General features: G+C 40.9%; 18 protein-coding genes. 12 read left to right on the forward strand and 6 right to left on the reverse strand.

The window, feature by feature from the left end:
* Positions 1-9: 9 nt before the first annotated feature.
* The 3 genes from AC3ISE_RS05915 to AC3ISE_RS05925 are packed head-to-tail and all read left to right on the forward strand — an operon-like array spanning position 10 to position 2,870.
* On the forward strand, positions 10-1,101 hold the full coding sequence (locus AC3ISE_RS05915) for a GerAB/ArcD/ProY family transporter (RefSeq protein WP_489223431.1): 1,092 nt from the start codon (positions 10-12) through the stop codon (positions 1,099-1,101).
* Entirely contained in the window at positions 1,098-2,168 is a 1,071-nt protein-coding gene (locus tag AC3ISE_RS05920) for a Ger(x)C family spore germination protein (protein WP_489223432.1), read from the forward strand. Before AC3ISE_RS05915 ends, AC3ISE_RS05920 begins: the two co-directional genes overlap by 4 nt.
* 54 nt (positions 2,169-2,222) lie before the next feature.
* The gene (locus AC3ISE_RS05925) at positions 2,223-2,870 is read left to right on the forward strand and encodes a spore coat protein (protein ID WP_489224274.1); all 648 of its coding nucleotides are present in this window, start codon (positions 2,223-2,225) and stop codon (positions 2,868-2,870) included.
* Between the two features lie 72 nt (positions 2,871-2,942).
* Here AC3ISE_RS05925 and AC3ISE_RS05930 read toward each other — a convergent pair whose 3' ends face one another.
* The 4 genes from AC3ISE_RS05930 to AC3ISE_RS05945 form a co-directional block, all read right to left on the reverse strand.
* Entirely contained in the window at positions 2,943-3,443 is a 501-nt protein-coding gene (locus tag AC3ISE_RS05930) for a CBO0543 family protein (RefSeq protein ID WP_489223433.1), read from the reverse strand.
* 32 nt (positions 3,444-3,475) lie between these two features.
* A complete protein-coding gene (locus AC3ISE_RS05935) occupies positions 3,476-4,021 on the reverse strand; it encodes a DUF3231 family protein (protein WP_489223434.1) in 546 nt (181 codons plus the stop codon).
* Between the two features lie 98 nt (positions 4,022-4,119).
* On the reverse strand, positions 4,120-4,977 hold the full coding sequence (locus AC3ISE_RS05940; RefSeq protein WP_489223435.1) for a manganese catalase family protein: 858 nt from the start codon (positions 4,975-4,977) through the stop codon (positions 4,120-4,122).
* A gap of 44 nt (positions 4,978-5,021) precedes the next feature.
* Complete coding sequence (locus tag AC3ISE_RS05945; protein WP_489223436.1) at positions 5,022-5,525, reverse strand: DUF3231 family protein; 504 nt, start codon at positions 5,523-5,525, stop codon at positions 5,022-5,024.
* Positions 5,526-5,677: 152 nt separating this feature from the next.
* Between AC3ISE_RS05945 and AC3ISE_RS05950 the strand changes: the two genes are divergently transcribed.
* On the forward strand, positions 5,678-5,926 hold the full coding sequence (locus AC3ISE_RS05950) for a WGxxGxxG family protein (protein WP_309190896.1): 249 nt from the start codon (positions 5,678-5,680) through the stop codon (positions 5,924-5,926).
* Positions 5,927-5,982: 56 nt separating this feature from the next.
* Here AC3ISE_RS05950 and AC3ISE_RS05955 read toward each other — a convergent pair whose 3' ends face one another.
* Positions 5,983-7,122: a zinc-dependent alcohol dehydrogenase gene (locus AC3ISE_RS05955; RefSeq protein ID WP_489223437.1), complete on the reverse strand. Its 1,140-nt coding sequence runs from the start codon at positions 7,120-7,122 to the stop codon at positions 5,983-5,985.
* A gap of 194 nt (positions 7,123-7,316) precedes the next feature.
* Positions 7,317-9,551: a catalase/peroxidase HPI gene (gene katG / locus AC3ISE_RS05960; protein WP_489223438.1), complete on the reverse strand. Its 2,235-nt coding sequence runs from the start codon at positions 9,549-9,551 to the stop codon at positions 7,317-7,319.
* A gap of 368 nt (positions 9,552-9,919) precedes the next feature.
* Here katG and AC3ISE_RS05965 point away from each other — a divergent pair, with 368 nt between their 5' ends.
* From AC3ISE_RS05965 to AC3ISE_RS06000, 8 genes are all read left to right on the forward strand, one after another.
* Positions 9,920-10,906, forward strand: a complete 987-nt coding sequence (locus AC3ISE_RS05965) for a TAXI family TRAP transporter solute-binding subunit (protein WP_489223439.1) — start codon at positions 9,920-9,922, stop codon at positions 10,904-10,906.
* A 62-nt stretch (positions 10,907-10,968) separates the two neighbouring features.
* Complete coding sequence (locus AC3ISE_RS05970) at positions 10,969-11,475, forward strand: DUF1850 domain-containing protein (protein ID WP_489223440.1); 507 nt, start codon at positions 10,969-10,971, stop codon at positions 11,473-11,475.
* A complete protein-coding gene (locus AC3ISE_RS05975) occupies positions 11,468-13,432 on the forward strand; it encodes a TRAP transporter permease (protein WP_489223441.1) in 1,965 nt (654 codons plus the stop codon). Before AC3ISE_RS05970 ends, AC3ISE_RS05975 begins: the two co-directional genes overlap by 8 nt.
* 289 nt (positions 13,433-13,721) lie before the next feature.
* On the forward strand, positions 13,722-14,129 hold the full coding sequence (locus AC3ISE_RS05980; RefSeq protein ID WP_489223442.1) for a hypothetical protein: 408 nt from the start codon (positions 13,722-13,724) through the stop codon (positions 14,127-14,129).
* Between the two features lie 809 nt (positions 14,130-14,938).
* A complete protein-coding gene (locus tag AC3ISE_RS05985; protein WP_489223443.1) occupies positions 14,939-17,647 on the forward strand; it encodes an alpha-mannosidase in 2,709 nt (902 codons plus the stop codon).
* A gap of 3 nt (positions 17,648-17,650) precedes the next feature.
* A complete protein-coding gene (locus tag AC3ISE_RS05990; protein WP_489223444.1) occupies positions 17,651-18,973 on the forward strand; it encodes a glycoside hydrolase family 125 protein in 1,323 nt (440 codons plus the stop codon).
* 37 nt (positions 18,974-19,010) lie between these two features.
* Entirely contained in the window at positions 19,011-19,628 is a 618-nt protein-coding gene (locus AC3ISE_RS05995; RefSeq protein ID WP_489223445.1) for a YesL family protein, read from the forward strand.
* 32 nt (positions 19,629-19,660) lie between these two features.
* Positions 19,661-22,795, forward strand: coding sequence for an alpha-mannosidase (locus AC3ISE_RS06000; protein ID WP_489223446.1), 3,135 nt, complete (start codon positions 19,661-19,663; stop codon positions 22,793-22,795).
* The last annotated feature ends 100 nt before the right edge of the window (positions 22,796-22,895 follow it).

Below are 22,895 nucleotides of genomic sequence, written 5' to 3' on the forward strand. Positions count from 1 at the left end.
GGTGTTCTCATGTTCCCATTGCCTAAAGATGATAAAAAAGTATCCAATTATTTTGTTTTTTATTTGATACATACCATGCAAATCGGTGTGGGGATCTTAGGATTTGAGAGGTATATTGCGAAGTCTGCGGGCCACAGCTCCTGGATCGCTATTATTACTTCTGCCATGACCATTCTTGTTTTGATCTGGTTATCGTATCTAATATTAAATAGAGGAAAAAATGATATCGTAGCCATCCATCACCAGATTTTTGGAAAATGGATTGGAGGGATTTTCAGTTTTTATTTTATTATTTATTACGCGATGTTTGTCCTTGTTCTGATTCGTACGTATGTAGAGGTCATTCAGGTATGGGTTTTTCCGGATGTCTACCATTGGGTATTCATCGCCATTATTATTTTAATTTGTTATTCATATGTCACAGGAGGATTCAGAATTGTCACCGGAATTGCTTTTCTTGGAGTCATCTATGGATTGCCGTTATTATTTGTCAAATATTTTCCGATAAGGGAATCTTATTTAGGCAGCCTTCTTCCTGTTTTTGATCTCTCGTTTAAGGAGCTCTTGTCGGCTTCAAAAGGAATGACGCTGAATTACCTGGGATTTGAAGTTCTGTTTATGTTTTATCCGTTTATAAAAGATCCGCCTAAGTCTCAGAAGTGGGCTCATTATGCTGTGTTATTCAGTATGTTTTTATATTTGCTGACTGCATTGGTTTCGTTTGCTTACTTTGATCAGAATCAGCTGAAAACAACCATTTGGGCAACGCTCACTCTCTGGAAAATTGTAGATTTGACCATTATTGAACGCTTTGAATATGTAGGTATTTCTTTATGGTTCTTTGTGGTATTGCCTAATATGTGTATTGGACTATGGAGCTCAAGCAGGGGAATGCACCGTCTTTTTTCCATGACTCAAAGAAATGCGCTGCGAATCCTATGCTTGATGATTTTTATCGCTGCTGTCTTTTTGAAAGACAGAGAACAAATTGATCTGCTGAATCAAAAAATGTCAGAGATAGGTTTTTATACGATTTATGGCTATATTCCTATGCTGTTTATCCTGCAGCTTATCATCATGAAGGTGAGGAATAAAACATGAATGCTTATAAAATTTTTGCACTCCTGCTATGCATGTGTTTCTTAGGCGGCTGTATTCCTGTTTCAAAAGTACTGGAAGATGTTCAGCTGATTCAGGCAATTGGCTATGATTATGTAAATGATCAAGAATTTCAAGTGACTGCCGGTGCTACTTATACACCGCCTGGCATTCAATCCAAACCGCAAAATGTAGCATTAACCGCTGTAGGCCGGACAAGTAAACATATAAGGCAGGAAATTCAGGCGCAGTCTCCAAGACCAATTGAAATAGGCAGGGTGGGAGTAATTTTGTTTGATGAGGAACTGGCTAGAAACGGAATCGATGATCTCGTTGACAATCTTCAAAGAGACCCAAATATAGGGAGAGACATCAGTTTAGTTGTATCAAAAGGAAAATCAAATGAAATCCTTTCAGCAGAATCCGAACAGCATGAATCGGTTTCACAATTTATCATTGATATCGTCACACAAAATATGGAGAGGACAATTCCAAGCATCAATCTGCATCATTTTTTGTTTCATTCCCACTCCCAGGGGTTTGATCCATTTTTGCCTCTAATTGAGAAAAAGGGGGATCTCATTCAAGTCTCAGGTGTAGCTCTTTTTAAGGGGAATCATTTAGTCGAGACCATCGATCTGAAAGAAGGATATATATTAAAAGTTCTATATGAAAAAATCCGAAAAGGCATCATTGAAATCGATTTAAAAGAAGACAAGCAAATCAGCATTCAAAATCTTTCTTCCAACTCAAAGTTCAAACCTGAAAAAACAGGAAACGGCTATAAGTTTAATGTCAGCATAAAGATGGATGGAAGAGTTATGGAAGGCGGAGGTTTAGATCTTACACAAAAAAAGAATATCGAAAAAATAGAAAAGAAAACAGAGGAAATGCTTGAAAAAGAAGCTTTAGCTTTGCTTGAAAAACTGCAGAAATTAAATGTCGATCCACTTGGCATTAAGGAAGAGCTAAGACAGGAAGGCTATAAAGATTGGAAAAAGCAGTATGGATCTGTTCATTTTGAGGTAGAGGCTAATGTTCATCTGATTCAGGCCGGGATTATGGAATGAGAATAAGACGAATAGATTCCGCACTATGATGCAGAATAGGTATGTATGTCTTTAATGAATGAGAGAGGAATGGTAAATGTGGATCAATCAGTGAACAATGCAGGGTCTGAAAATATGCAGACTGGAGCTGTGCCTCCCCAATTAAGTCATGGCGGACATGAAATGTTTGATGTATCCGAAATTTTATCTGGAGCTATCAATGCATTGAATTTATACACGATTTTAAAACCGCACGCTAAGGATCCTGAACTTCTGGATATGATGAACCGCCAGGAGCAATTTATGATAACCGAATACAATACGATTGTTGAGTGTTTCCAAACCGGAATGAAGCCTTCGGTATCAACGGAAGTTTATAACATGAAGCAAGGAAATGACTTTGTGTTCGGCCTGAAACAAATGCCGCCGATGAAGCCATTGATGATGCCGGAGGAAATAAATGATCAGGTTATTTCAGACTTGATGCTTGGATCTGTAAAATCAAATGCTTCTTTAAAGGGTATGGCAACCACAGAAGTTTCAAACCCGGTTGTCAGACGGGTTTTGGCTGATACGATTCCAAATTGCATTGAAATGGCTTATGAGATTTCGATCTATCAAAATAAGCATCATTATTATCAGGTGCCGCAGCTGCCAGCAGGTGACATGCAGCAGATGGTTAATTCTTATGCTCCCGCTCAATCGAAAAATCTCCCTAATTGATCGAAGTAACAAAAAAGACCTCTCGCGCTGGAGAGGTCTTTTTTGTTTGAAATTGATTTAGACCTAAAACGGTTAATGCGACCCTTTTTCTAAAACGGATTGATTTGAAATTTTCCGTATGAACCCAATAAAGAATCGAGCAAATAAAAAGGTGAAAGTGATTGAAAGAAAACTGATTTTCGAATTCCAGCCTTTATGATACTTAATTAATTGTGTGTTTTTTTCAAGCCAATCCTCGACTAGTGTCATTGGAACACTGAATAAAAGAACTTTAGCAGAAATACCTCTGAATGATGAATTGACTGTCAATTGATTATAAAAAACACAGGTAATCGGGAAGATTAGATAATCAAATATAACACTTATATTAAAGTATTTTTTAAATAAGTTGGCAGGATACGAAATATACCCCATTTTAACTAAGAAATTATCTACTAAGGATGAAAAATAACTTTTAACTAGAAAAATGATCAGCCAGTCTTTAACAGGCGGTTTTTTAAGCAAGACGATAAGTGCTAATATCCCAAATGAAAGTAAGAATCTTAATACCTTTTTTTCGAATTTTTTCCCCATCTGTATGTTTGCTCCAATCTGCTGGATTTACCCTACTCAGGTCTACCCGGCGGGCTGTATTTTGGCGGCACACGAAGCCACCCTCTTTCTTTCATCAGGTTTTTAAGCGGAGCAGCAAATTTCATCAGTTCAACCTGTATTTCAAAAAACAGAATACCTACATCTGTTCGAACCGTTTTGGACATTGCCTGCGCGCAAAACGTGATGGAGGATGCTATTTTGACAGCAATTAAATTCGCAATTTCATCATCAGACAGTTTAATACCTTCTGGAACTGCAGCTGCATTTGAAAGGGGTTTTTTAGGATTGACCAGCGGCAGAGGCACGCCTTCCCTTAACAAAAAATCTTCAATATCCTGAGTATCTTTTTTACTGCCTTCTAAGGCATTCTGAACAACATGCTGCAAATCGGGATCGATTGTTGAGTTCAGTGCTACTTGGTAAAGGGAATGTGCTTCATGAAATGCAGTGAAAATTGTCCATAAATCCATCACTTCCCCCACATGCAGCGGAGGTTTAGGATCTTTATCAATAAAGTTTTTAATAATAGCTGAAATGGATTCGATAGCCCTTGTCATAAGTCACCTCATAAAAAATCGTTCTTCTTATTGTTTCCAAAAGTCTGCTTAAAATGAGAGAAAAGAAAAACAGCCTTTATTAAAGGCTGTTTTCGTATTTATTGATTCATATCATTTAAGCCGGGACTGTGTTCATTCGGCATCTCGGGAAGATCTGGAACCGGAAATCCTTTAGGCGGATCAGTGACCTGTAAATCTCCGCTGTTTCTGCTTGGGGATTCACCTGTGAAAATTTCACCAATACGAGTTGAATCTAATCGGAAGTTAAATTGGGCATTGTCATAACCCATTTCAACATACTTTCTGCATTCAGGATATTTGTTAATATCATAATTTGGAATCGGGAAAACCTTGCCCCAGTTGACTCCTAATGTTTCAAGTGCTTTGGCAAATGCATTTTGATGGGCATTGTCCCTAACAATTAAAAACGCAATGGTTTCTCTAAACGTTTTATTAGAGCTCATTTCATAAATTCTAGATTTTTGCAGAACGCCTGTTGATTCAAGGATTACGTTATTAAGCAAATCGCTGATTAGATTTCCGTGGCTGTATACCCATGAGCCGTTCCATGGATTTCCTCCTGCATCAACAGGAAGTGAAGCTTGAGCTCCAATAATGTAGTGGTGAGGATTCCCGTGCATGACCGGCTCTTCAAGCGGTGCTTGACTTGGTCCGGAATTCCCCGCTTCATTCACTTCGCCTGAGCCATTTAACAGCTGATTAATAGTAGTTTGAACAAGTTCTACATGACTGATTTCTTCAAGGAAAACGCCTCTGATTAAATCGCGGTATTGTTTATCTTTTCCTCTGAAGTTGGCACTTTGAAAGGAGTATTGCATCATCGTGCGCATTTCACCGAACTGACCGCCGAGTGCTTCCTGCAAAACTTTGGCAGCAGCAGGATCCGGCTTGTCCGGAACAATCATATTGATTAAATCTTCTTTGTAAAAATACATGATCAGTCTCCTAATTTGCAGCAGATAGAACTGCTGGCTGTTTTTTATTTATCTAAATGCAGAGGAGGGGGAACTAACCAGCCTTTTTCTTTATTTAATTGAAGGATTTTACCACCGTATTGCACTTTTTTAGCATGATGCTGAGTAAACAGCAGCGCAATATCTTCTCGAATACATTGTCCGATCATCGTGCTGTCAGCCACTAATCCTTGAGCAAGGTCTTTAGAGATGCTCATGGCCACTTCCGGATCTGAAATGCGGGCACCCGCAGGAATTTCTTCTAGTCGGGCATTTGGTCTTTCAGGAGGTGTTGGCGGCAAGCCGACCTCATTCTTTTTTAATAGCGCTTCAAGTTCTTCAATAGAAGGCAAAATATTATTTTTAATGATTTGATCAATTAATTTTTTCAAATCGGCATCACCAGTGTGATTGTAATAAACTTGATAAGCTGCGTGAGATGCTTTAGCAACTGATAATGCACTCCAAACTCCAAATACCTCTCCATAATGCATTGGTTCATCTGTCGGATTTCCGCTGAGAATACCCAAATTGATCACTCCATTTCATATTTTTAAAAGACACATTCTATTTTGCACCAGAAGATTTAATTGATACTGTTTTTTAAAAAAACATAACGAATAATAAATTGCTGTTTGAGGATTATAACTAACGTACTAATCATAAAAATGGAGGGATTTTTTTGAAGAAGAATATAATGATGATCCTATGTACAATGGTTCTTGCCGTTATGATGTCTGGTGTAAACGTTCAAGCAGAAAATAATTACAATGACAGAGACGATAACATCAGCACAAGAAATGTGAATACCGAAACTGCGGCAGCAGCTGATGATGACGATGATATGGATATTGGCTGGATTGGTTTATTAGGATTAGCAGGGCTGCTTGGGCTTAGAAGAAAAGATAGAGATCGCAGAGATATCAGATAATAGCGGAAATACAAAAAAGCATGCGGCAGCACAGCGCATGCTTTTTCTATATAAATTTATGGCTTTAATACAACCTTCACACACTCATCTTCATGATCATTAAAGATTTTGTACGCTTCGCTTGCCTTGCTTAAAGGCACTTTATGCGAGACGATTTCTGTTGGATCCAACTTCCCTGAGGTAATCATATCGAACAGCATTGGCATATAATGAATGACCGGAGCCTGTCCCATTTTCAGGTTGATGTTTCGTTCAAAAATATTTCCGAGCGGGAACATGTTGTATTTTGATCCATAAACACCAGTCAGCTGAATCGTACCAAACTTTCTGACAGAGTTCATCGCAATTTCAAACGGGCTGAGGGTTCCGCCTTGCAGCTTCAGTTTTTGCCCGATTTCTTCAAGTGGTGACTTTTTCCCGTCCATCCCAACACAATCGATGACGGCATCTGCTCCGCCGCTAGTCAGTTCTTTAATGTGTGAGCCTGTATCTTTAAAGTCATCAAAATTAATGATTTCAACGTTGTTCATTCTTTTTGCCCGTTCTAATCTGTAAGGCAGGTTATCTACGGCAATGACCCGTTTTGCGCCCTTCATCCACGCGAACTTCTGAGCCATAAGACCAACTGGTCCGCAGCCAAGAACTACTACGGTATCATCACTTTTCACACCGGCATTTTCAATGCTCCAATACGCAGTAGGCAGGACATCTGACATAAACAGCAGGGCTTCATCTTCAAGCTCGACGGATTCCGGAATCACAAACGGCATAAAGTTTCCAAATGGCACTCTTAAATATTCAGCCTGTCCGCCCGGATGATTTCCGTACCGTTCTGTAAATCCAAAGTAGCCGCCAGTATCAATTTCAGGATTGGGATTTGAGTTATCACACTGGCTTTCAAGGTCGTGTTTACAATAGTAGCAGCTTCCGCACGAAATGTTGAAGGGGATAACCACTCTGTCGCCTTTTTTTACCTTTGTTACCTCTGGGCCGACTTCCTCGACAATTCCCATCGGTTCATGACCGACCACATAATCTTTCTCAGCAGGCAGTGCTCCCTGGTAGATGTGAAGGTCAGAGCCGCATATAGCGGTTGAGGTGATGCGGACAATGATATCGTCTTTTTTTTGAAGCACCGCATCCGGGACCTCTTTTACTTCCATTTCCTTTGTGCCTTGAAACGTCACAGCTTTCATCTTTACAGCCTCCTAAAATGTGATAGTTTTGTTATACCCTTTTGAACTATAAATAATGGGGGAAATGGAAAAATGAGACTTTTGGAGGAGGAGGAGATTGGCGGCATTTTGAGGAGAAGAAATGTGGCATGAATCAGGATCAGCTTACTCTATGAATAAAGCCGCCCTTACACAGAGCGGCTTAGTCCCTTCACTTATTGTTTTACATCAAAACGGTCAGCATCCATTACTTTCACCCATGCAGCCGCGAAATCACGCACAAACTTTTCTTTGTTGTCATCTTGTGCGTACACTTCCGCAAGTGCGCGAAGGATCGAGTTGGAGCCGAAGACTAAGTCGAAGCGGGATGCAGTGCGCACCACTTCACCTGTTTTTCGGTCACGGCCTTCGTAGTGGTTGAAGCCAGCAGGTTTCCACTCAATGCCCATATCTAAAAGATTTACGAAGAAATCATTCGTCAATTGGCCGGCGCGGTCTGTGAACACACCATGTTTTGTGCCGCCATGGTTTGTCCCAAGGACACGCATTCCGCCAAGAAGAACCGTCATCTCCGGAGCTGTCAATCCCAGCAGCTGGGCTTTATCGACGAGCATTTCTTCAGGGCTGATGGAGTATTCAGCTTTTTGGTAGTTGCGGAATCCGTCAGATACCGGCTCTAATACTTCAAAGCCCTCAACATCTGTCTGTTCTGCTGTTGCGTCACCGCGGCCCGGTGTGAATGGAACGGTTACCTCAAAACCTGCGTCTTTCGCAGCTTTTTCAATTGCAGCACTTCCTCCAAGTACGATCAAATCAGCAAGGCTGACTTTTTTGTCAAGCTGGCTTTGAATACTTTCATAAGCATCCAGAGCTCTTGCAAGTTCAGCAGGCTCATTTGCTTCCCAGTCTTTTTGAGGAGCTAAACGCACTCGTGCACCGTTTGCACCGCCGCGCATATCAGAACCGCGGTATGTGCTTGCAGATGCCCAGGCTGTTTTAACAAGCTCACTTACTGTCAGACCAGAGTTTAGGATTTTTTCTTTTAAGTCTGCGACTTCAGCGTCTGATAATGTGTAATCCACTGCTGGAATTGGATCCTGCCAAACCAGTTCTTCCTGCGGCACTTCCGGACCCCAGTAGCGCACTTTCGGCCCCATGTCGCGGTGAAGAAGTTTGAACCATGCACGCGCGAACGCATCTTCAAACTCTTCCGGGTTTTCAAAGAAGCGGCGGGAGATTTTCTCGTACGCCGGGTCAGTGCGCAATGCCATATCTGCCGTTGTCATCATTGTTTTCACTTTGATGGATGCATCCTCAGCGTCCGGCGCCATGTGATCTTCCGGAAGGTCAACTGCCTGCCACTGGTATGCACCGGCCGGGCTCTTTGTCAGTTCCCACTCATAGCCTAATAACTGTTCGAAGTAGCCGTTGTCCCATTTCGTCGGGTTTGCTGTCCAGGCACCTTCGACTCCGCTTGAGATCGTGTCACGGCCTTTTCCTTTTCCGTGCTCGCTAAGCCAACCAAAGCCTTGAGTTTCCAGTGTTGCTGCTTCCGGATCATCACCCACAAGAGACGGGTCGCCTGCACCGTGTGCTTTTCCAAAAGTATGTCCGCCGGCAATCAGAGCAACGGTTTCTTCATCATTCATTCCCATTCGGTAGAACGTATCGCGGATGTCACGAGCGCTTCCCTGAGGGTCCGGCTTGCCGTTTGGTCCTTCCGGGTTAACATAGATAAGCCCCATTTGAACCGCTGCAAGAGGGTTTTCAAGTTCACGGTCTCCTGAATAACGGTTGTCGGCCAGCCATTCTTTCTCATTTCCCCAGTAGACGTCTTCTTCCGGGTGCCAGATGTCTTCACGTCCTGCACCGAATCCGAATGTTTTCAGACCCATAGACTCAAGCGCTACATTACCAGTTAGAACAAGTAAGTCTGCCCAGGAGATTTTGTTTCCGTATTTTTGCTTGATTGGCCACAGTAAACGGCGTGCTTTATCTAAGTTTACATTATCAGGCCAGCTGTTCAGCGGTGCGAAACGCTGAGAGCCAAAGGCACCTCCTCCGCGTCCGTCAGCTGTACGGTATGTACCGGCTGCGTGCCATGACATGCGAATGAAGAAGGGACCGTAATGACCGTAATCTGCCGGCCACCAGTCTTGGCTGTCTGTCATCAGGTTGCGAAGATCGTTTTTCAATGCATCATAGTCCAGTTTTGAGAACTCTTCTTTATAGTGAAAGTCTTCTCCAAACGGATTTGATTTTTTATCATGCTGGCGCAGAATGCCAAGATTCAGCATGTTCGGCCACCAGTCTTTGTTTGTTGTGCCTCCAGGCTTTTTGGAAGTCGTGATGGCGCTGTCTTTGTGACCTCCTCCTGCACCAGTTATAGGGCACTGACCTGCACCAGCTGCTGTATGGCTTTTTTGATCTTGGCTATTGTTATCGTTCATTTTCAATTCCCCTCCTATTTGCTTGTTTTGTGAAAAAAGATGAATATACTAATGATTGTGATAATTCAATATAAAATAATCATTATCAATTTAAAATTATACTAAATTAAATTTTGAATTTGAAGCAATAAGGTTAGAGAAAATGAAAATTTATAAAAGATTAATAAAACGAAATTCTCCAGGTCCTCGTTATAGAAGCAAACCAACAAATCAATGAGAATACAACTTAATAGAAAGATAGTTTATGTTAGAGGGAAAATGATCAATATTTGAATTTAAAGAATAGATTGACAATTTTCTTCAAACATATGGTAATATAAAAATGTGGTATTGTTACAATTAAATTACAAAGAGGGGGAAATTTACTAGTGAAAATGCGTAAAAGTTTATTTATGGTCATGCTTCTTGCTGTTGTGATGATCATTTCGGCCTGCGGCGGAAATGAAAAGACATCGGGTTCCGGCGGTTCAGGAGATTCTAAGCCGAAAACACTTAGAATTCTAACAGGCGGCACGGGTGGTACATATTACCCTCTTGGCGGATCATTCGGCGATATCATTTCTGATAGCACTGATTATAAGGCAACTGTACAGTCTTCAGGTGCATCTGTTGAAAACATGCAGACATTAAAAAGCGGAGATGCTGAGATTGCTTTTTCTCAAACCGATATCGCGACTTATGCATTAAGCGGAGAGAGTATGTTTAAAGATAACAAGATTGATAATGTACTGGGCCTTGGTACGTTATATAACGAAACGGTTCAGCTAATCACAACTGACAAGAGCGGCATTAAATCAGTTGAAGATTTAAAAGGCAAGAAAGTTTCCGTTGGGGCAATCGGTTCGGGAGCTTACTTAAATGCTACACAGGTTCTGGAAGTACACGGTTTAACAGTGGATGATATTCAGGCTCAAAACCTTTCCTTTGATGAATCAACTGAAGGAATTCAAGGCGGCAGCATTGATGCAGCATTCGTTACAGCAGGAACTCCGACAGCTGCAGTTGAAACTCTTTCAGCTCAAAACAAAGTAGTAGTCGTTCCTCTTGAAGCTGACAAAGTGAAAGAGCTTATCGAAAAATATCCTTTCTACTCTGAGGATGTTGTTCCAAGCGGCACATATAAGATTGGTGAAGACGTGAACACAGTTGCTGTTAAAGCGATGCTTGTGGTTCAGGATGAACTTGATGAAGATTTCGTATACGACATCACAAAATCAATCTTTGAAAATACAGACAAAATTGCTCATGCAAAAGGAAAACTAATCAAAGCAGAAACGGCACTAGAAGGAATCGGTGACTTGAAGCTGCATCCTGGTGCAGAAAAATACTTCAAAGAAAAAGGCGTACTGAAATAATGGTTTGAGAGATAGGCCGCAGAGAAACTGCGGTCTATCGCTTGATTTTGGAGGAAACAGGGATGAAGAAAAAGCTATTATACGTTCTCGTGCTTTTCATCTTGGTCATTCTCATTTTTTTTATCCCGTTTAAAAAAACCGCAGCTTTTCATTTTGAAGACACAAACAGGCTATTGGCTTTCATTTCTGTTCAAGAAAGGGATACTTTTCAAATAAAGTATACTCATTCCATTCATCTGACAGATGTGATTGAAACATATGAACTTTCGAACAAACAGATCAAACAAATTGAGCTTTCATATGAGACGTTTGCAGTTGGCATGCCCTCTGGACCTGAGGGGGAAGAGATTTTTGAAAGAAAGGATGGCCGTTATATCATTTCAAATATGAATCGGACATTTCCTTTTTTTGACCTCAGCACAGGACAGGTAGTTGCCAATCACAGAGTCGTTTACAAAGGAAAAGAATATGAATTGAAAAAATACATAAAACCCGGTACATGGGTCAGAGTCAGCTATGAAACCATGAATCTTTTTCAGCTTTTGAAAGGAGTGAAAATCAATGAGTGAAGAGAACAAAACGTTATCAGCAGAAGAACAGCAAGCCATTCTCGAAAAATATGACCCTGAATCCGCAACAAGGAAACTGACAGGTGTTTTCGCCTGGATTGTCTTTTTTGGCTTGCTTGCTTTTTCACTCTTTCAGCTATACACTGCCATCGTCTCCGTATTTACTGCACAAATTCAGCGTTCTGTTCACTTAGGTTTCGCTTTATCTCTCATTTTTCTCTTATTCCCGATAACAAAAAATAAGAAGAAAACCGGGAAATGGCAGGTCAGCCCGCTGGATATCGTCCTTGCCCTGCTCAGTATAGCTGTAGGAGCTTACTGGCCGCTGTTCATGGAAGATATCGCCATGAGGGTCGGTATTTTAACAACAACTGATTTTGCTATCGGATTAATTGCGATTTTATTAGTATTAGAAGCAACAAGACGTGCAGTGGGACTGCCGATTACCATTATTGCAGTAGTTTTCATGCTATATGGGTTATTTGGACAATCCATGCCGGGATTTTTGCAGCATGGGGGACTGAGCTTAGAGCGCCTTGTTCAAACTATGTTCTTTACTACTGAAGGAATTCTTGGAACTCCTCTCGGGGTATCTGCAACGTTTATCTTCTTGTTCTTGCTTTTTGGATCGTTTCTAATTCAAACGGGAGTTGGGCAATACTTTAACGATCTTTCTGCTGCGATTGCAGGAAAACGAGTAGGGGGACCTGCTAAAGTCGCGATCTTCTCAAGCGCCCTGCAAGGAACAATCAGCGGAAGTTCCGTTGCCAACGTTGTTACGTCAGGTGCTTTTACTATTCCGATGATGAAAAAATTAGGATATAAGCGTGAATTTGCAGGCGCAGTTGAAGCGGCAGCATCTACAGGCGGACAGCTGATGCCCCCAATCATGGGCGCCGCAGCATTCCTGATGGTTGAATTTATCGGAAACGGCATCACATATTGGGATATTGCCAAAGCTGCAGCGATTCCGGCAGTTCTGTATTTTACGGGTATCTGGATCATGACTCACTTTGAAGCAAAGAGATTGGGTCTTCGGGGTCTAAAAGAAGAAGAAATGCCAAATCGCAAGGAAGTTTTAAAGAAAATCTATCTGCTGCTTCCGATTGTTGCAATCGTAGTGTTGTTGATGACAGGAGTACCTGTTATGCATGCAGCGCTGTATTCTATTTTAATTGCCATAGGAGCAGGCTTTATTAATAAAGAAACACGCATGGGGCCAAAAGCGATTGTTTTGGCACTTGTTGATGGTGCGAGATCAGCACTGTCCGTTGCAGCTGCAACAGCTGCAGCTGGAATAATTGTAGGGATTGTCACAAAAACAGGTCTCGGTTTAACTCTTGCAAATGGTTTAATCGATTTGGCGGGAGGAGCAATTATACCAACCTTGTTCCTTACTATGATTGCCGCTCTCATACTGGGGATGGGTTCACCGACCACAGCAAACTATGTTATTACTTCAACAATAGCTGCACCCGCTATTATTTTCCTTGGCTATCCGGATTTGGCGGCTCATTTATTCGTATTCTATTTTGGAATAATAGCCGACATCACACCTCCTGTTGCTCTTGCAGCGATTGCTGCGGCCGGGGTGTCTGGCGGAGAACCAATCAAAACAGGAGTTATCTCTGCAAAGCTCGCCATTGCAGCCTTTATTATTCCGTATATATTCGTTCTGCAGCCTCAAATGCTGTTAATCGATACAACGCTGCCCGAAATCGCCTGGGTTGTCTTCACGGCAGTTTCCGGTATGATCGCTATCGGAGCGGGAATGATTGGTTTCTGGATGAGAAAGCTGCACTGGATTGAACGGCTTCTAGCCATCGCAGCAGGCTTGCTGCTTATCTATCCAGAGGGAATTTCGGATACGATCGGCTTAATTCTTTTTGCAGGCTTATTCGCAATCCAGCTATTTATGAAAAAAGATAAAGATCAAAATGTAGCACAGCAGGCATAATGTATTAAAAAGAGCATGAAAATCAATCAATTGATTTTCATGCTTTCTTAATATAATCGTGTAAAAATAAAAATAGTGCTTTTGAAATCGTCGATTATTGTCCGGGAAATGAGTCGAATGGGATGGTTATTGTTTTGTGGAAAGATATTCCATAAATCCAAAAGGGTCACAAGCGGATGTCAGAAAAAAAGCAAATTAATGATGCGAAGGGATATGGATATGAAAAAGATGCCTAAGCTAAGACTCTCAGGTATTTCGGAAGCTGCGGCATTCGGTTGGAGGACACCCAATGAAGTATACTCAAAAAGACTTTAACGACAATCTATTAAACAGGATTACTTCTATTGAGCAGAAATTGAAAAAACACATAGAAGACTTGATGAAAGAATATAAGCCTATTTTTAAAAATACCCTTAAGATTGACGGGGATTTTGAGCATGAGGGTACTCATCCTTTTAAACCGGGTTATCGTTCTGCAATATCTGTTGGAATCATTGATGAAAATGGAGAAATAGTCAATTTACATACAGTGCCGATTTGGGAATGCGGCTGCCGTTTCCTGGGTTTACAGGTTTCATCAAAGATTGCAGGAAGCAGGTTAGTTGGTGAACTTCTTGATGAATCTGCAGAAATGATTAAAGAAGAGTTAATAGAATTTATCCAGAATCATCTTGAGGAATTGAATAGAAAGGGCTGAATCTAATGAATTACTTTCTTCTTTTAGTCATTCATTTATTAATAGGCATTGCCCTAGTAAACATAAGAGGAAGACTTCCTAAACCACTACTTATGAAATTAATTGTCATACAAATTAGTACTGGCTTTTCTCACTATAAGCTCATAGTTTATACAAGGTTTATTCCATTAACATCATCTTAGGAGATAAACAGCAAGTCGTTTAATAAGTCATCAATTAAGGTGGCTTTTTTATTTTGGTTTTCTCTTAGAGGGATGGCGAACTTCATCCCTTGTTGGATCCATATGTCAGTTTTTGCATAGTCCATTGCGTTTCTTGTACTGAGATCGGTCTCTTACTCTAAGATTCTCATCGCATTTTCTGCATTCCATGTCTTCCAATCTCCTTTAAAGAAAAAAGTAGCAGGGGGTGACTAACCCCGACTTATCATACGTTTAAATTGTTATGCGGCGGTTTAACGTAGACATAACGAACGAAAAGAATACTCGCTTATGATCATTTCTTCCTCTGGGAATTTCCTCAATCAATGTATTCATATGAGCAGAATTATACTATGTTAGAGCGTTTCTAAATATTTTGTTGTTCCGTTAAACGTTACACATATGATTATTACTTGTTTAATAAAGTCATAAATACATATGGACCATTTAATCATTGGACTATTCTTAGATACACTGAAATAACTTTATGACTTCTCTTAATTCTATTGCGGGCAGGATTGGTATTTCTTATTGTTAGCATTAGATAATATACGTTTATACACAAATGATAGCGTTTTCTTTTAGTTTAAACAAAGGGGAGAATGACTCGTGAAAAAGACTGCTCATATAATATCTCATTCCCATTGGGACAGAGAATGGTATTTGCCTTTTGAAACGCACCGTTACTATTTCGTTAAGCTTATGAATACTTTGATTGAACAATTTCAAAAGGAAGGCAATCAGTTTAAATCTTTTCATCTAGATGGTCAGACGGTACTGCTTGAAGACTATCTGGAAATACATCCTGAAAACCGCCCGATAATAAAAGAAATGATTGTGAACCAAAAGCTTTATATCGGTCCATGGTATGTATTGCAGGATGCGTTTCTAACAAGCTCAGAAGCGAACGTGCGCAATTTATTGATTGGCATGAATGATGCAAAGAACTATGGCCATGTTTCTAAAATCGGCTATTTTCCAGATACGTTTGGTGTATATGGTCAAGCGCCCCAGCTATTAAGGCAAGCTGGCATTGAAACAGCGGCATTCGGACGGGGTGTGAAACCAACAGGATTTAACAATACTGTTTCAGACGCGGCTGAGTTTGAATCTCCATTTTCAGAAATGATTTGGAAATCGCCTGATGGATCCAGTGTACTGGGCGTACTGTTTGCTAACTGGTACTCAAATGGAAACGAGATTCCGGTTGATAAAGAGAGTGCGCAAACGTTCTGGGACCAAAAGCTTCAGGATGCTGAGAAGTACGCATCGACAAGTCAGTTGTTATTTATGAACGGATGCGACCATCAGCCACTGCAACAAGACATACCACAGGCCATAGAAACAGCAGCGGCACTTTATCCGGAGTACGCCTTTAATCATTCAAGCTTTGAAGAATATATCCGAGCTTTAAAAGAGGCACTTCCAAAAGAGTTGCAAACGATTCAAGGCGAGCTCAGAAACCAGCGGACAGATGGCTGGTCCACCTTGGTAAACACGGCTTCTGCCCGTATTTATCTGAAGCAATGGAATCATCGATGTCAAACACTTTTAGAAAAGATTGCAGAACCTATGGCAGCTATGACGTATCTCATACATGGATCTTACCCCCGCGAATATATACGCTTTATGTGGAAATCCCTCATGAAGAATCATCCTCATGACAGCATCTGCGGCTGCAGTGTAGATGAAGTACATCGCGAAATGGTGACACGGTTTGAAAAAGTTAACCATATGGGAGAAGTGTTCGTTAAAGAACATGCATCAGCACTTGTTCAGTCCATAAATACTTCACATACGCCAGACGGTGCCATTCCTCTTGTAGTAATAAACACAACTGGAATGACTAAAAATGAAGTTGTAAAAACAATGGTGGATATAGAAAAAATCTATTTTTCACAGATGCATTTTGAAGACATTCCAGCACATCTAAATGAAAAAGACACGATATCTTACAAGCTTGTAGACGAACAGGGCATAGGATTTCCTTGTTTGATTGGACCTCCATCAATTGAGTTTGGCTATGATCTGCCGGATGACCGATTCAGACAGCCTTATTTTGCAAAAAAAGTGAATATATCCTTCTTCGCAGAAAACATTCATTCCTTTGGCTATAAAACCTTCTATTTAGTGCCGCAACATGAAGACCCAGTCAAGGAAAAACAAACGGTATCGTCTGTTAACCCAATAGAATTAGAAAATGAACATGTACATTTGATTTTCCATGGGGATGGCACGTATGACCTTACAGAAAAGAAAACCGGCCAAACCTTTTATCAGTTAGGTATATACGAAGACACCGGGGACATTGGGAACGAATATATGTTTAAAGAAGCTCAAGGACATAAAACGATTACAACTAAAGGAACAAAAGCTCAGTTTACGGTTAAGGAAAGAAACGACCTTTGCACCGTTGTTGAAATTGAACATTCGTTGACCATTCCGGTCTCTGCTGATGATGAGTTAGAGAAGGAACGACACAGACTCATTTGGCATAAAGAACGCAAAGCTGGGAGATCGGACTACACAACGACAATGTCTCTCAGAACCATTGTTACGCTTGAAAAAGGAATGAAAGGTCCACAGTTTAAGCTGTATATGAACAATCAGGCAAAAGATCATAGACTGCGTGTACTGTTCCCATCAGGTTTACATACAGATACTCATCAAGCTGATAGCATTTTTGAAGTGGTGACTCGTCCGAATACTCCAGAAAGAGAGTGGGATAATCCAAGCTTTTGTCAACACCAGCAACGTTTCGCGAGCGTATCAGACGGAGAAAATGGGCTTACAGTTGTGACAGATGGGCTTCAGGAATATGAAATCGTGGAGCCTGACACAACCATCGCGGTTACAGTTCTTCGCTCGGTTGCAGAATTGGGAGACTGGGGATACTTCCCAACACCTGAAGCCCAATGTATCGGTGAGCAGACCGCTGAGTGGTTTGTCATTCCTCACAGCAAAGATGTAATTGAATCAAAAGCTTATATAGAAGCTTATCAATATAAAGTGCCTCTAATAACGATACAAACCGATCGTCACAGAGGAACACTTCCACCTGCCCACCAGTTCGTGAAGACAAAGAACGAGGGCCTAGTGTGGACCTCTATGAAAGTGGCGGAACAGCATGAGGATGTGATGATTCGCTGGTTTAATCCCTCTGATAGGAATGTAAGTGTGGCGGCTGCCATACATGATGAACATCCATCGTATCGAAGTAACATCCTTGAAGAGAAAACGCGTGACTCAAAAATTACTCATGAAGTGAAAAGCAATGAAATTATAACACTAGGTATAGAGCCAAAGAGGAGAAAATAACAAATGACACAATCTATTCCTGATTCCATACAAAAACTGATTACACATGTAAAAGAGTTCTTTCCTTATGATGAGAAGCTGCAGCGCATGTTTGAAAAGTGTTTCGTAAACACCTATGAAACTACAATGAAGAAACAAAAAGACGGGAAAACATTTGTCATTACAGGAGATATTCCGGCGATGTGGTTGAGGGATTCTGCTGCACAAGTAAGGCCTTATCTTTTGGCTGCAGAAGAGGATGAAGAAATTGCTGACCTGCTAGAAGGAGTCGTTCGTCAACAATTTGACTTTATCTTGCATGACCCTTATGCGAATGCATTTAATGAAACGGCTAATCAAAGGGGGCATCAACTGGACCGCACGACAATGACTCCCCGAATTTGGGAACGTAAATATGAGATTGATTCACTTTGTTATCCGATCCAACTTGCTTATTTGTTCTGGAAATCAACGGGGCGTACTTCTCACCTTGATGAAACGTTTCAAAACGTCATTGAAATGATTATTGAAGTATGGCGAACAGAACAAGATCATGAAAACCGTTCTTCTTATCTGTTTGAACGCTCAGATTGCCGGCAATCTGATACATTGATGCGTGACGGAAAGGGCGGCCGTGTCGTTCCGACTGGTATGACCTGGAGTGCGTTCCGTCCCAGTGACGATGCATGCACATATGGTTATCTTGTGCCAGCTAATATGTTCGCTGTTGTGGTCTTAGGTTATGCTGCTGAAATATGCGGTGATGTGCTGAATAATTTTGCATTGAAAGAGGAATGCCTCTCCCTTCGCCAAGAGATCCAGGGTGGTATTGAGCAATTTGCAAAGTTAGATCATCCAATCCACGGAGAGATGTATATATATGAAACAGACGGAGAAGGCAGAGTCAATTTAATGGACGATGCAAATGTACCGAGTTTACTCGCAAGTCCATATTTAGGCTATGTCTCATTGGATGATCCGACCTATCTAAATACTCGCTCATTCTTATTAAGCCGTGATAACCCTTATTATTACGAAGGAAAACATGCAAGCGGAATCGGCAGTCCGCATACACCGGATCATTATATATGGCATATAGCACTAGCTATTCAAGGCATGACAACAAAAAACGAAGAAGAAAAGAAACAAATCCTAACGGCCTTCTTACAGACAGATGGCGGAACAGATTATATGCATGAAGGATTCAATGCAGATCAACCAGAAGAGTTTACGCGCGATTGGTTTGCTTGGGCAAATTCCATGTTCAGTGAATTTGTTCTAAGTCTTACAGGAAAAGTAGTAAAAGGAAGCCCGTTGCATGAAGCTGCAGGTAAATCCAGAAATTAAAAGGGTTGGCTGACTTGTAAGAAAGGAAGGCGATGGCATGAAGTGGACGGAATGGATGGTCGAAGTAAGCGATTGGCTGTGGCGTCTTATACTTGCGAATGTATGCTGGATAATTTTCACACTTCTTGGTCTGGGGTTTTTTGGTTTTTTTCCTTCAACAGTGGCTTTATTTACAGTCGTTCGGAAATGGTTGAAAAATGAGCAGGATATTCCGATTTGGAAAACATTTAAGCGTGTGTATATTAAAGAATGGAAAAGAAGTAATCAGATAGGTTTTATTTTTTACGGAATAGCAGCTTTTCTTTATGTGGATATTAGGGTGGTAGAGTCCATGCCAGGTATCCTCTCTATGTTCCTGTTGGCTCTTTTATGGGTGCTTGCTTTTATACTGCTTATGGCCCTTGCCTATTTTTTTGCCATCTATGTGCATTACGAGTTTTCAAACACAGAATATATAAAACAATCATTTCTTTTTGCCATATCAAGCCAATCAACAGCATTGTGGATCGGGGCAGGAATCTTTTTTATCGGTTACTTGATTTACCAATTGCCCGGATTAATTCCTTTTGTATCTGCTGTCTTCCCGGTTTTTTGGATGATGAAGGTTTGCCTGAAACGGTTTGAACAGCTAGAAAGAAAATTGTACAACCATTAAACTATTAAAATTTACGAGTTGGTGAAAAAGGCATGTTTTTAACAGAACGAAAATTAGAAGCGCGGATTCAGGAGTTATCTCCTCTTAGATACCGTGACACCAAACCTATAACGTCTTTTCTGACGATAGAAGATAATGGTGAAATTGGTCTATATCCTCCTGAGATTGGGAATGAACATCAGGAGATAGGAGCAGGGGAACGCTGGGAAGGCCGTGATGTTTATAAGTGGCTGCAAACAACGGTTTTGATTCCTAAAGATTGGGCGGGAAAAAAGATCGCAGGGATCTTTCAGTTTGGAAGAACAGGGGGAGGCAATAACTCCGGATTTGAATCCCTGCTCTTTGTAAATAATGAGCCTTATCAAGGTGTGGACTCGAATCACGAAGAGGTAATCTTCAAAGAGTCCTTTGCTGGAGAAGAGGTATCGTTATCATTTCGTATGTGGACTGGTTTAGAAGGCGGGGGACCTCCCCAAATTCAGCATTACCGCTTGGATCGGGCAGAATTAAGCTGGCTTGATGAGAAACTAGATGATCTGTACTTTACCGCATTAGCCATGTATCAAACAGTTATGGAACTTCCTGAAGCAGACCCTATTCGTTCCATGCTGATTACTCTTTTGAACCAGACATTTTTGCTGGTGGACTGGACAGCTCCAGGTGACGCTTTCTTTTACGATTCTTGTTATCGAGCAAATGATTTCATCAAAGGGGAACTAAGCAAACTGGATAAAAATCATCCCGTCACGGTTCATTGTGTAGGGCATACCCATATTGACGTAGCTTGGCTGTGGCGTTTGAAGCATACGAGAGAAAAAGCAGCTCGCTCTTTTTCAACGGTGCTTCGTTTAATGGAAGAGTACCCAGAATATTTATTCCTGCAGTCACAGCCGCAGATCTATGAATATATCAAAAATGATTATCCTGATATTTATGAGAAGATGAAAGACCGAATCAGCGAAGGACGCTGGGAAGCGGAAGGCAGTATGTGGCTGGAGGCGGATTGCAATATTCCAAGCGGTGAATCACTAGTGCGCCAGATTCTCATTGGAAAGCAATTTCTAAAGAATGAATTTGGTGTGGATTGTTCGGTCCTGTGGCTGCCTGATGTATTTGGCTACAGCTGGGCATTGCCTCAAATATTAAAGAAATCAGGTATTGATTCTTTTATGACAACGAAGATTAGCTGGAATCAATACAACCGGATGCCCCATGATACGTTTTATTGGAAAGGTATTGATGGAACCCAGATTCTTACCCACTTCATTACCACACCAGAAACTTGGAACGAAGATGATTCCTGGTTTTATACCTATAACGGGCATGTGACTGCTAAAACAGTAAATGGTGCGTGGAAAGGATACCGAAATAAAAATGTGAACAAAAATCTTCTTCTGTCGTATGGTTATGGGGACGGAGGAGGCGGAGTTAACAGAGAAATGCTGGAGCTCCGCCGCCATTTAGACGAAATGCCTGGCATTCCGCACGTAAAGCCGGGAAAAGCAGGGGATTACTTTAAAGAGCTTCTTCATACAGTGGAGAATACAGATCAATATGTTCACCTATGGGACGGTGAATTGTATTTAGAGTATCACCGCGGCACATACACAAGTCAGGCATTCATGAAACGAAATAACCGCAAGCTGGAACTTGCTTTTAGACAATGGGAATTCTATAGCGTTCTTGAGTCTTTAAAAAATGGATGGAGCAGTTATCCTGCAAAAGAGCTCCTTTACGCATGGAAAATTCTGCTTCGCAACCAGTTCCACGATATTATTCCAGGATCATCGATACGGGAAGTATATGAAGATGCCCAAGTTGAATATGAAGAAGCTCACAGCCTCTATCAATTCCATATGAAAAAATCCGAAGATGCATTAATGGAAAAACAAAAAGGCACTTACACGCTATTTAATCCGACTCTTTGGAATCATAAGCAGGCTGTGATGATTCCTTATGATGATGCAAATCAAGGAGATGGCTGTTTTAAGGATGAAAAGGGAAATACGCTAACTGCACAAAAAGGGAAAATCGGCTGGTGGGTACTCCCTGAGAAACTGCCTTCTTTTGCAGGCACGAGTCTTATATTTTCGAAAAAAGATCAATCGGATGAAATCGGCAAAACACCTTTTTTATATAAGAACCAATCATTATCCACCCCTTTTTATGAAGTGAAATGGAATGAAAGCGGACAGATCATTTACTTGTATGATAAAGAAATGAACAGAAATGTTTTAGCAGATGGATCTAAAGGAAACATTCTTCAGATTTTTGAAGATAAGCCATTAGCTCATGACGCATGGGACATTGACTTATTTTATCAAGAGAAATCTAAGGAAGTAGAGCATCTTGAACTCATAGAAGTAACAGAAAATGGCCCAGTAAGGTTTTCGGTGAGAATGAAGTGGAAATATCATTTGTCAACGATTACACAACATGCAGTTTTCTTTTCAAATACGAAACGCATTGATTTTGAAACACATGTTGACTGGCATGAGAGAAGGAAACTTCTAAAAACAGCATTTCCAGTTGACATTCGTTCCACAGAAGCCACGTTTGACATCCAATATGGAAATGTCAAACGTCCTACGCACTGGAATACATCATGGGAAATGGCGAAATTCGAAACAGTAGGCCACCAATGGGCGGATTTATCTGAAACGGGTTATGGAGTCAGCCTGCTCAATGACTGTAAATATGGATATGATATAAAAGAGAACGTACTTCGTCTCTCATTATTAAAATCTTCTATTTACCCGGATACGGAAGCGGATCAAGGTGAACACAATTTTACTTATTCGTTATATCCTCATTGCGGAGATTGGCGTGATGCCGGAACCCATCAGGAAGCGTGGGTCCTAAATGCACCAGTGCAGGTTTTTAGTGGTGTTGCTGCAAATAGTGGCCAATCACTTCTCTCGTCGGATAATTTCAATATTCATGTGGATGCCGTAAAGAAATCAGAAGATGCAGACGGAGTTATCGTGCGATTCCATGAATTTGAAGGAAGGAAAGGGAAAGTTGCCCTTTTTTCAGATTATAACATCGAATATTGGAGTGAAATGGACTTAATGGAACAGCCAATTTCTGATAAAATGAAAAGCAGCGCCATTACTCTTGATGTTTCTCCCTATGAAATTAAAACCGTTTTTATTAAATTTCAATAATGAGAAAAAGCGCAGCACTTTTTGGAGTGGTGCGCTTTTCTCTTACGCCATGGAGAATGTCTATTAAACTATTAAACGTACTTTACTTACTCGTACAAGG

It is taken from the genome of Metabacillus sp. KH_069 (genome assembly GCF_057838075.1).